The organism is Flavobacterium silvisoli (genome assembly GCF_004329815.1).
GTDB classification, from domain to species: Bacteria; Bacteroidota; Bacteroidia; order Flavobacteriales; family Flavobacteriaceae; genus Flavobacterium; species Flavobacterium silvisoli.
On sequence record NZ_SJPE01000002.1, the window covers coordinates 232,672 to 244,398 of the forward strand.

Here is an 11,727-nt window from a genome sequence, read left to right on the forward strand (position 1 = left end):
AGTAAGAAGTAGAAATGAAAAACAGATAAAATACTGCGACAGTCTATTATCTATCCGTCTATCATCTCATGTCTTCTTAACTTACAATTTCAAAAGATTTTCACGGAATTTATCGGCATAATAAGCGATGACATTAGCATCAAAATACGGTTCGTTGTCAATTCTGCCTATCATAGCCAGTCCGGTTTTATTCAAAATAATTGATTCTGTAGCCTTATTTTCATCGCCCGAAAAGATGATTCCGGCCACGTTGATTTCACGGCTTTTCAAAGCTTCTATGGTCAACAGCGTATGATTAATACTGCCCAGATAATGGCGCGACACTACGATTACTTTATAGTCTTTCTGAATCAAATCGATGACACAATCGGTATCGTTCAGCGGAACCAAAACCCCACCGGCTCCTTCTACTACCAGATGATTTTTAGTTTGGGGCTCTTTAATGGCTTTCAGGTCAATGGTGATTCCGTCCAGAGCCGCTGACAAATGCGGACTGGCAGGAGTATTCAATGCATAAGCATTGGGATGAAATTTCGAATGGGGATTCTGTACTTGCGCTTGTACTTTGTGTGAATCGCTGTGATCTAAATCGCCGGCTTGTACAGGTTTCCAATAATCGGCTTCGAGCGCCTGAGTTACGATGGCAGAGGCTACTGTTTTACCCACATCGGTACCAATTCCTGTGATGAATACTTTCATAATCTTTTTGCTTTGGGTATTTATTTAATCATTTGAAAACGGGCACCACAAAAGGCATAAGGAAAAACAAAGTCACAAAGAAAATCTCTGCGGTTATGGGTATCTTTTTGACACTTTGCGGTTAAATCATTACCCTGTTTTTTTCAGAACACAAAAGTAGCTAACATTTCCAACACACGGGTAATTTCGGCTTCAGAATTGTAACTGTGTAAACAAAAACGCAAACGCTCCTGTCCTTCGGGAACGGTAGGTGAAAGAATAGGCTTAACATCAAACCCGTTTTCCTGCAGTTGCCCGGCGATGCGTTTTACGTTTTCATTTCCCGGAATAATCGCGCATTGTATAGCCGATTTGCTGTAAACAAAAAGCGGTTTCAGCCCCAAGCGCAATTTCTCTTGGTTGAAGAATGCAATAGTATGCTTCAGTGCGGCTAACGCCTTTTGTTCCTGTTCCAAATGTCGATAGGCAACTACTATCGTGGCAACCGCATGCGGAGACAAGCCTGTGGTGTATATAAAACTTCGCGCAAAGTTGATTAAATATTGCTTCAAATCTGAACTCCCCAATACTGCCGCTCCGTGGCATCCCAGTCCTTTTCCGAAGGTCATGATGCGGGCAAATATTTTATCCTGCAAATTCAATTGCTGAACCAGTCCTGCTCCCCCATTAGTTTCGGCACAACCAAACACCCCCAAAGCATGGGCTTCATCAATGACCAGATAGGCACTGTACTTTTCTGCCAATTGTGCCAATTCTTCCAAATTAGGCGCATCACCATCCATAGAAAAGACAGATTCGGTAACGATATATACGGTCGTTTGAGGCAGCTTCTGAATCAATTTTTCCAGCCCAACAAAGTCATTATGTCCAAACTTATAGGATTTGGCATGACCCATCTGAATTCCGTCTCGGATGGAAGCATGACACAATTCGTCGTACAACACCACATCGTTCCGTTGAGGCACTGCACTGAAAAAGCCCACATTAGCATCGTAGCCCGAATTAAAAAGTAAAGCCGACTCCGACTGATGAAAACGGGCAATCTTTTCTTCAGCCATTGGGTATATTTTGTGATTTCCGGTCAGCAATCGGGAGCCGGTAGCTCCGTTACTCTTTATTTTGTGTTCCAAAAGATACTGATGCGCCTCGTTGAAAATAGTTTCGTTTTGGGCAAAACCCAAATAATCATTAGACGCAAAATCGACTAACGTATTCCCCGAAGGCAACTGTCGCAAAGCGTTATCCGTTTCGCGTTGAAAAAGCTTTTCCTGTAGTATTTTGGGCAGTTTCATCGGTACAAATATAAGGAACGATTTAGGATTCAATTGCAAAATAATTATTGTTTTTTATCAATTTATTATTGTTTATCAATAATTATTTTATATTTGCTGAAACTAAAACGCCAATTCTCATGAAAAAACTACACTTACTCAAAACGATTGTCGACTTCATTTGGATCATGTCGTTATTTTGCTATCCGTTGATTTTGGTCTTTGCGGTTATGGTCCTGATAGACAAAGAACCTTTTGACATCCCGATTACCATGATGGGAACCCATGTAGACATAAACAATACATGGGGCAAATTAGCATTGGCATTATGCCTGGCAAATTTTGGTTTATTGCTGTACGCCGTATACTTTTTCAGAAAACTGTTGAAAAGCTTCAGCAACAGGGAAATTTTTGAAGGAACGACCTGTCATCTATTGGATAAAATAGGAACGCTGGTGATGGTATCTTCCTTCATTTACTTACTCACCGATTTGATTTCGAACCTGAAACACGGTGACATTAGCATCCAATTTGGCTACGGACCATTCCTGTACCTATTGGCTTTGGGCTTATTTTTCAAAGTCCTTTCCGAAGTATTTACGATGGCCAAAACCATGAAGGAAGAAAACGAATTAACGATTTAAGCCATGCCTATCATTTTAAATCTGGATGTGATGTTGGCCAAACGCAAAATGCGCTCCAACGAGCTGGCGGAGAAAATCGGCATCACCACCGCAAACCTCTCCATCTTAAAAACCGGTAAAGCCAAAGCCGTGCGCTTCTCAACTCTCGAAGCCATTTGCGAGGTATTGGAATGCCAGCCTGGTGATATTTTAGAATATGTAAACGAAAAAAACTAAATAATTATGAAAAAAGAACTTATACTGTTGGTGGTTGGAATGATACTTGTCGTAATCGGAGCCTTGATAAAAATCATGCATCATGAATTTTCAAAATACATACTGATAGCCGGACTGGCTCTTGAAGCTTATGTCCTGGCTGCTTTAGTAATCAAATCACTAAAAAAATAAATTCGGAAATAAAAAAAGCCCAACATAGTGTTGGGCTTTTTTTTGATTAGTAAATCGCGATTAGTCAGCTAATACGATTACTTTATTGTCTTTCATTTCAATAGTCCCTGAGGCAATCTCCAAAGTGTAGTTCTGGTCATTTACTTTGGTAAACTTTCCGGCTACTTCTTTATCGAATTTAAAACTTTGAGCCGCTATGGATACGGTACCTTGTTTTAAGATAGAAACTATAGGCGCGTGGTTGTTCAAAATCTGGAACGAACCGTCAACACCCGGTAGGGAAACTGAGGTTACCTCGCCTCTGAATAATGTAGCTTCCGGTGATACTATTTCTAAAATCATAAATTTTTAATTACGAATTTGAAATTACGACTTACGAAAATTATTCATTCGTAATTCGTAATTCATAATTGATTACGCTTCCGCTAACATTTTTTGACCCGCCTCGATAACGTCTTCAATGGTTCCTTTCAAGTTGAAAGCAGCCTCTGGCAAGTGGTCTAATTCACCGTCAATGATCATGTTGAATCCTTTGATGGTATCTTTGATGTCAACCAATACTCCCGGTATACCGGTAAACTGCTCCGCTACGTGGAACGGCTGTGACAAGAAACGTTGTACACGACGCGCACGCGATACGGCTAATTTATCTTCTTCAGACAACTCTTCCATACCTAAGATGGCGATGATGTCTTGTAATTGTTTGTATTTTTGAAGAATCTCTTTTACTCTTTGCGCACAGTCATAGTGCTCATTTCCTAAGATAAGCGGAGTAAGGATACGAGAAGTAGAATCCAAAGGATCTACCGCAGGATAAATACCTAACTCAGCAATTTTACGAGACAATACGGTTGTAGCATCCAAGTGAGCAAACGTGGTTGCCGGTGCCGGGTCGGTTAAGTCATCCGCAGGTACATATACCGCTTGTACGGATGTAATCGATCCTTTTTTAGTAGAAGTAATACGCTCTTGCATCGCACCCATCTCAGTAGCCAAGGTTGGTTGGTAACCTACCGCTGAAGGCATACGTCCTAACAACGCCGATACCTCAGAACCTGCTTGAGTAAAACGGAAGATGTTGTCTACGAAGAACAATACGTCTTTTCCTTGATCTGAACCTGCTCCGTCACGGAAGTATTCCGCAATTGATAATCCTGAAAGGGCTACACGAGCACGAGCTCCTGGTGGCTCATTCATTTGTCCGAATACGAAAGTAGCTTTTGACTCTCTCATGCCCGGTTTGTCAACTTTAGACAAGTCCCATCCTCCATTTTCCATAGAGTGCATGAATTCTTCTCCGTATTTGATAATGCCCGACTCTAACATCTCACGAAGCAAGTCATTTCCTTCACGGGTTCGTTCTCCTACTCCTGCGAATACAGAAAGACCTCCGTGACCTTTGGCGATATTGTTAATCAACTCCTGAATCAATACGGTTTTACCTACTCCGGCACCACCAAACAATCCAATTTTACCTCCTTTGGCGTAAGGCTCAATCAAATCGATTACTTTAATTCCTGTAAATAAAACTTCAGTTGAAGTGGATAAATCTTCGAACTTTGGCGCTTGTTTGTGAATTGGCATTCCGTTAGCACCGTCTTTTGGTAAATCTCCTAAACCATCGATAGCATCTCCAACTACGTTAAACAAACGTCCGTAAACATCTGCCCCGATTGGCATCTGGATGGGAGCACCTGTAGCTGTTACTGCAGTACCTCTGCTCAAGCCGTCTGTAGCTTCCATAGAGATGGTACGAACTGTATTCTCTCCAATGTGAGATTGCACTTCAAGTATTAATTTTGATCCGTTTGGATTAACGATTTCTAATGAGTCATAAATTTTTGGTAACTCAACATCTTTGTTGTCAAATACTACGTCTACTACCGGACCGATGATTTGCGAAACTTTTCCTATTGCTTTTGACATTGTTTATGTATTTATTAAATAGCTATTTAGGCTTGAAAAAAACACCTCTTTTTTCAGAGCGCAAAGGTAATTTTTCTATTTTAAAAATCAATACTTAAATCAAGTTTTTTTGTTTATTTTTTAAATAATTACCTTTCAAAAATTCATCAGTCTAGCCGTAAAACAAAAAACCATCTGTAAAAACAGATGGTTTTGTAATGGTATTGCTTTGTATTTTAAAGCATAGGCGGATAAGACGCCTGATAATCTTTTGCTTTTTTAAGCGGAATAGTAGCTTTGTAAGTAGCATTGATAGCCTCAATGAATTTATTAGCAATATAAGCATTTCCTCGGGCGGTGATGTGAATTCCGTCTAAACTGAAAGCACCTCCTTTCAGGAAGTCAGAAGTCATGTGGAAATCATCAAAAATAACTCCTCCTACCGATAACTTCACCATCAGACCGTTTACATCAACAAAGGCCAATCCTTTCGCTTCAGATAATGATTTGATTGAAACATTATAGGCATCTGTAGCCACTTTTATTTTATTACTTTCAAAAGGAATCAGGATATGTTTGTCCTGCAACGGGTAAGTCACGCCAAACTTATTTAGCGGAAACGGAGGGGCAATTCCCAAACCTGAATCAGCCGCTGTTGGTGCCGCTCCGATGGCAGATTTAGTAGACAAAAGCACTAAATCAGCACTGGTCGCTTGTCGGGCCTGACCAAAAACCAAACCATAGAACGCAGCATTTGTAGGTCCCAAGGTCGGTGTAAATGCAGCGGTCAACTCAGCGGTTAAATCGGACAAAGTTTCGTCTTTGATCAATAGCGGGTTTCCTTTGGTTTTTGACAACAAATTGATTCGGTCACCGGCTCCAAACGCACTCAAGGCTTGTTTCAAGGGTCCGTATAAAGAAGCATTCAACTGGTCGATAGTCGCATCACCAACAGCCACATTACCACCTCCAATTAAACTTGACGTAAGAGGATTGTAGGGCACAGTGGTAAAGAAAGGCACCGTATTCACATAAGGAATATTGGCCACAACCCCCTTAGCACCGTTACCGGTAAGTGCATCCAAAAGACCGCTGTAAGTTTGTCCGAAAACGGTCGGATCGGTTATATCGTTAGACCCGTAAGTGGCCGGATTAAGATTTCCGGTTTGATCAATACCGGTACCTCCCGATGTAGCGTACGACAACACATCAACATTTCCAATCCATAAAGAAAAGAAAGTTGGATTTTGCGCCATCGCATCATCAATAATTCGGGCTGTAGCCGAAGAAGCAAAACGCACAAAATAAGGGTTAGACTGACCGGAAAGCAATCCGGCTATGTTCCCGTAACCCGGTGCCAACAGATGAAAACTTTTCGCCCCGGGCACTCCCATATTATTGAAAGGTCCGGTTAAATGAGTGGTCACATCAGTAGTAGGTGTTCCGGGCAAGCTGCCTATGTTCGGAGTTCCATCGGGATTGAATCCCAAAACCACCAATCGGTTGCCCAATATCGGCATTCCTCCCAATAGCATTCCTCCCAAATTGTCATTCATATATGGTATTTTAAACTCACCGCCGCCTACCAGTGCAAACTGTTCGGCCAACAACTTAGGATAAGCATTGTTTTGTCCGGCTGCAAATAAAGCACCATCACTAAAACCGGCTGTGAGTGAATTCCCCAAAGCCACATATTTAGAAAAATCCGCCGTTCCTGCTGTTGCCGGCACTTCCGGTTCTATACCTGAAATATCTGTTTCATCCGAATTACATGCTACAAAGGTTAGAGAAACCAAGAGTAGCCATTTGAAATTTTTTATCATGATATTTTAATTTAAAATTGTTGATGTAAAGAATTAAGGATTAATCGTCAAACTAACCAAATACATTTGGCCAATTCTACCGGCACCAATTACTTGTAAATAATCTTTGCCTCCAATGTTAGAACCGCTGAATTTAATCACCGATTTTAAGGTTGGAATAGCATAACTGATTTGGGCGTCGAATACCGTAATGGCCGGGATAGTACCATCGGCAAAAGAAGACTGCCACATGTATTCGTCACTCCATCTGGCATTGACGTTAAATCCGAAATTTTTAAACAATTTAGGATTCCCGAATGATCCCTTAATTCTGTGTTTAGGAGTGTTGAATCCTGCAATAAAAGAAGGATCTTTGGCCTGATCAAAATCAAACTGTGCGTGGTTGTAATTGATTCCCAATTCAAAATCTTTATACACTTTTTTAGCCAAGCCAACTCCAAATCCGAATGAATTGATAGTAGTGGCCGAATTAGAATAGATTTGGAATGTTCTTCTGTCTTTTCTTCTCACGGCATCAATAGCTTCATCAGTATACGGAAGATTTTCCTGAGCTACTCCATAGTATGGCAATACCAGGCGACTGGTACTCAAGAAGTCGTTGTACATGTTGTAGTATCCATTCAAATCAACAGATAATCCGTTTTCTAAAACGGTTTTGTATCCCAACTCAAAAGCTTTTACTTGTTCCGGTTTAACCAAATTAGGTTTAGTCGCTAATTTTAAAACTGAAGGATCTTGTGTTTGGTCAAATTGTTTAATGGATGCTTCTGTGTAAGCGGGTCTTGTGTAGGCATCAACCCCACTGAAACTTACGGTAGGATCTTGTCCGGCTGCTATTGCTTCCGAACTTACCGGCAGAGTTTCATGGTATCTTGTTAAGTTAGAGGCTTCGGAACCGATCAAAGCAAATGGTCCTAAATTTAAACCGATGTATAAATCCTGTGTTGTTGGATTTCTGAATCCGGTTTGGAAAGATGCTCTGAAATTGTGATTTTTATTTACACCCGCTGTATATACGAAGGAAATTCTTGGTGAAAACTGACCGTCAAACAATTGAGATTTGTCGTAACGCAATGATCCTGTAAATTTAAGGCGTTCGTCTTTCATGAACTTTTTCTGCATCTGAACATAGGCTCCGTACTCATCGTAATCAATACCACTGTCTTTATCGGTAAAGATGGTTCCTTTGGAGTCTAACGAATATCTTCTAAACGATCCTCCCAATTGAAACTCGGCATATTTAATCAACTCTTTGAAGTTGTAATTCACATCGGAATGGTAAATTTTGGAGTTGTCAATAAACTTAGCTCCGGTAGCAAAATTAGAATCTTGTCTAACCGCTGTTAATGCGTTGTTGTACTGAGGAGTTCCAGGCTCGTAACGAATTCCGGTTGGTGCATTCGGATTTTCAGGGTCAACATAAGGCGTTAAAGGCGTAGCCAATCCTGTTGGTGAAATATTAAAATCGGCAAAGTTGCGGGCCAATGCAGCGGCTTGAGTAGCGGTAGCGCCCAACTGTATTTGTGAATTTAGGAAAGCCGTGGCGTAATCCGTGAACCAGTTTTTGTCTGCTTTCCAGGTTCTGTTTATGTTCCATGCCGCAAAACGCATATCATAGGAATCTCCGGCATCTTCTGTTGTCATGTAAGCGCGCACAAAGAAGTTGCGGTTTTTGATTTCTATCTTACTTTGTTGCATAATGAAATTTTCCAGTCTGTATCGGTTTGCTCCCTGATACACTGTGTTTCCAACTCCTATTTTATGGGTTCCGATAATTTCAAAATCATTAGCCCACGGTTTGATGTGAACCGAGAAATCAGCTTTGATGTTCTCAAGCTTATTGTCATTTAAATCTTTTTCGGCATAACCGGTTCTTGAAACCTGACCTACATCTCTGATGAAAGTAGTCACTTCATCACCATATAAATTCAATCCGTCATAGTTTTGGTTGTTGGCGTGTCCTATGGTTCCGCCGCTGACACTTCTTTCGTCATTCGGAATCCACTCGGTGGCTCTGGTATACGTGAAATTAGCTTTGGCTGCAAAATGTTTGCTGAAAGCATGTGCCGCTCTTATTCCGAAATCCCAGTAATCATTATCCCCGGCTACCTTTTGAGAAGTCATTCCGTATTTGGCATAAAAACTAAGACCCTGGCTGGTAAACGGACTTTTACTGTTCATAAACAATATCCCGTTAAAAGCATTGGCACCATAAAGAGCTGATGAAGCTCCGGGAAGCAATTCAACACTGGCGATGTCTAATTCTGACACCCCCACTAAATTACCTAAAACAAAATTCAACGCTGGAGAAGAGTTATCCATGCCGTCAACTAATTGCATGAAACGGTTGTTGGCTACTGTGGCAAATCCACGGGTATTAATGGATTTAAAGTTCATACTGCTGGTATTAAAATGAACCTCTTTCAGGTTTTCCAATCCTTCATAAAAAGTGGCCGAAGACGTCTTTTTAATGTCATTAATCCCCATGCGTTCCACTGTTACAGGTGATTCCAAAATGCGTTCCGGTGTTCTGGATGCTGAAACGATTATTTCATCCAATTTGGTCTCTTCGTCTGCCAGTGCTACGGTAATTTTTTGGTTGTTAGAGGTGATGCTCACTTTTTTCACTCCATAACCCACACTGGAAACTTCGATGCTGAACGGCGGTTTTTTGGCAGTTGATAAACTGAAATTACCATCACTGTCGGCAATAGTTCCGGTGCTTTCTCCGACAACTTTGACATTAGCTCCGGGCACGGGCTGACCTTTGTCGTCTTTTACCGAACCGGATACTGAAGTTTGCGCAAAACTGATGCTGCAAAAAAACAAGGAAACGATAAATAAATAAATTCTCATTTGGTTGTAAATTTTGTTGGTTTAAGGAACCAATGTACAACTATTTTTTATTGATTCTTAGAAAATCCCTCGTAATTTTGACAATTATTTACTAATCAGGCTCTTTTTTGACAATCCTTTATTTATTGTTTTTTAAGATATTATTAACGTTTTAATAATATTGCTAAAAAAAATACTATGCGTACATATAAAATTGAATTTCTTTTGCATAAATCATAAAAATAATGACATAAAAAAAGCGGGAATCAATCCCGCTCTTTCTCATTATATCTGTAGAAAATTATTTATTCTACCGTAACCGATTTAGCCAAATTTCTGGGCTGGTCTACATTACAACCTCTCATCACTGCTATGTGATATGATAACAATTGTAACGGTATAGTAGTAATCAACGGAGACAAAGCATCCGATGTTTCCGGAATTTCGATTACGTGATCCGCAAGTTCTTTAACCTGTACATCACCTTTGGTCACCACGGCAATAATTTTACCGCTTCTTGATTTAATCTCCTGAATGTTACTCACCACTTTATCATAATGTCCTTGTTTGGGTGCAATAACTACCACCGGCATCTGCTCATCGATTAATGCAATAGGACCGTGTTTCATCTCAGCTGCCGGGTAACCCTCAGCATGAATATAAGAAATCTCTTTTAACTTTAAAGCTCCTTCTAAAGCCACCGGAAAATTGTATCCTCTGCCCAGATAAAGACAATTGGGAGCGTCTTTAAATTTGGCCGCTATCTCTTTTGCTTTTTCATTAGACTCCAACGCTTCGTGTACTTTTTCCGGAATAACTTCTAATTCCTGCAGATAACGGTAGAAATCTGAATTAGACAGTGTTCCTTTGGCTTTGGCCAAACGCAGAGCAATCATGGTCAATACCGTAATTTGTGTGGTAAAAGCTTTGGTTGAAGCCACTCCAATCTCAGGGCCTGCATGGGTATAAGCTCCTGCGTGTGTTTCTCTTGAAATAGAAGAACCAACCACATTACATACACCAAAAACAAAAGCTCCTTTTTCTTTAGCTAACTTAATAGCCGCTAAGGTATCGGCCGTCTCACCCGATTGCGAAATAGCAATCACAACGTCGTTAGGATTGATGATCGGATTTCGGTATCGGAACTCTGAGGCGTATTCTACCTCTACCGGTATGCGGGTAAACTCTTCTATAATGTATTCGGCCACTAAACCGGCGTGCCATGACGTTCCGCAGGCAACAATTAAAATGCGTTGCGCGTGAAGAAATTTTTCTAAATTATCTTCTACTCCCGCCATTTGAACAATCCCACTGTTGGCATGAAGCCTTCCTCGGTAGGTATCTTTGATGACATTAGGTTGCTCATAGATTTCTTTCAGCATGAAATGATCATACCCCCCTTTTTCAATTTGCTCCAAATTCATCTGAAGCTCCTGTATATAAGGGTCTACCAATGAGTCGTCTTTAATTTTTCTGATTTTTAAAGGTTTGTGCAGCCTTACGATGGCCATTTCCTCATCTTCTAAATAAATGGCGTTAGACGTATATTCAATAAACGGAGAGGCATCGGAAGCAATGAAAAATTCGTTTTCACCAACACCAATAGCCAGCGGACTTCCCAAACGGGCTACCACAATTTCATCCGGATTTTCTTTATCGAAAACACAAATAGCATAAGCCCCCACTACTTGGTTCAGGGCCACCTGGACTGCTTTGCCTAATTTTAGTTTTTCATTTTTCTTTACTTCTTCAATCAGGTTTATCAAAACTTCAGTATCTGTATCCGATGAAAAAGTATAGCCTCTGTTCAGCAATTCCTTTTTTAACGGCTCGTAATTTTCGATAATTCCGTTGTGAATAATCACCAGATTTCCAGAATTCGAAACATGGGGATGCGAATTAATATCGTTCGGAACTCCATGAGTTGCCCAGCGGGTATGTCCCATTCCTATGGTTGCTGCCGATTGGGCAATATCTGATGACTTTGACTCTAAATCAGAGACCTTTCCTTTGGTTTTGGCAATCTGAAGATTTTTGCCGTTGTACAACATAATTCCGGCACTGTCATACCCTCTGTATTCTAATCGCTTCAGTCCTTTTATAATGATAGGATACGCTTCTCTGTATCCAATATATCCAACAATTCCACACATAATAATGTTG

10 protein-coding genes are annotated in these 11,727 nt (G+C 40.6%); 3 read left to right on the forward strand and 7 right to left on the reverse strand.

The window, feature by feature from the left end; translation table 11 throughout:
* Positions 1 to 81: 81 nt before the first annotated feature.
* Both bioD and EZL74_RS03375 read right to left on the reverse strand, forming a co-directional pair.
* Positions 82 to 699 (reverse strand): dethiobiotin synthase, encoded by a 618-nt coding sequence (bioD, locus tag EZL74_RS03370; RefSeq protein ID WP_131475177.1) that lies wholly within the window; start codon positions 697 to 699, stop codon positions 82 to 84.
* A gap of 143 nt (positions 700 to 842) precedes the next feature.
* Positions 843 to 1,991, reverse strand: a complete 1,149-nt coding sequence (locus EZL74_RS03375; protein WP_131475178.1) for an aminotransferase class I/II-fold pyridoxal phosphate-dependent enzyme — start codon at positions 1,989 to 1,991, stop codon at positions 843 to 845.
* 119 nt (positions 1,992 to 2,110) lie between these two features.
* Between EZL74_RS03375 and EZL74_RS03380 the strand changes: the two genes are divergently transcribed.
* Genes EZL74_RS03380 through EZL74_RS13085 form a run of 3 tightly spaced genes read left to right on the forward strand, consistent with a single transcriptional unit; the run spans position 2,111 to position 3,001 of the window.
* Positions 2,111 to 2,614 carry a DUF2975 domain-containing protein gene (locus EZL74_RS03380; protein ID WP_131475179.1) on the forward strand — a complete coding sequence of 168 codons (504 nt, stop codon included), beginning with the start codon at positions 2,111 to 2,113 and terminating at the stop codon, positions 2,612 to 2,614.
* Positions 2,615 to 2,617: 3 nt separating this feature from the next.
* Positions 2,618 to 2,830, forward strand: a complete 213-nt coding sequence (locus EZL74_RS03385) for a helix-turn-helix domain-containing protein (protein WP_131475180.1) — start codon at positions 2,618 to 2,620, stop codon at positions 2,828 to 2,830.
* 6 nt (positions 2,831 to 2,836) lie between these two features.
* Positions 2,837 to 3,001, forward strand: coding sequence for a GldL-related protein (locus tag EZL74_RS13085; protein WP_154669975.1), 165 nt, complete (start codon positions 2,837 to 2,839; stop codon positions 2,999 to 3,001).
* A gap of 60 nt (positions 3,002 to 3,061) precedes the next feature.
* Here EZL74_RS13085 and EZL74_RS03390 read toward each other — a convergent pair whose 3' ends face one another.
* From EZL74_RS03390 to glmS, 5 genes are all read right to left on the reverse strand, one after another.
* On the reverse strand, positions 3,062 to 3,343 hold the full coding sequence (locus EZL74_RS03390) for a F0F1 ATP synthase subunit epsilon (protein WP_131475181.1): 282 nt from the start codon (positions 3,341 to 3,343) through the stop codon (positions 3,062 to 3,064).
* Positions 3,344 to 3,415: 72 nt separating this feature from the next.
* Entirely contained in the window at positions 3,416 to 4,927 is a 1,512-nt protein-coding gene (atpD, locus tag EZL74_RS03395; protein ID WP_131475182.1) for a F0F1 ATP synthase subunit beta, read from the reverse strand.
* A 215-nt stretch (positions 4,928 to 5,142) separates the two neighbouring features.
* A complete protein-coding gene (locus tag EZL74_RS03400; protein ID WP_131475183.1) occupies positions 5,143 to 6,729 on the reverse strand; it encodes a G-D-S-L family lipolytic protein in 1,587 nt (528 codons plus the stop codon).
* A gap of 33 nt (positions 6,730 to 6,762) precedes the next feature.
* On the reverse strand, positions 6,763 to 9,585 hold the full coding sequence (locus tag EZL74_RS03405; RefSeq protein ID WP_131475184.1) for a TonB-dependent receptor: 2,823 nt from the start codon (positions 9,583 to 9,585) through the stop codon (positions 6,763 to 6,765).
* Between the two features lie 284 nt (positions 9,586 to 9,869).
* On the reverse strand, positions 9,870 to 11,717 hold the full coding sequence (gene glmS, locus EZL74_RS03410) for a glutamine--fructose-6-phosphate transaminase (isomerizing) (RefSeq protein ID WP_131475185.1): 1,848 nt from the start codon (positions 11,715 to 11,717) through the stop codon (positions 9,870 to 9,872).
* Between the last annotated feature and the right edge of the window lie 10 nt (positions 11,718 to 11,727).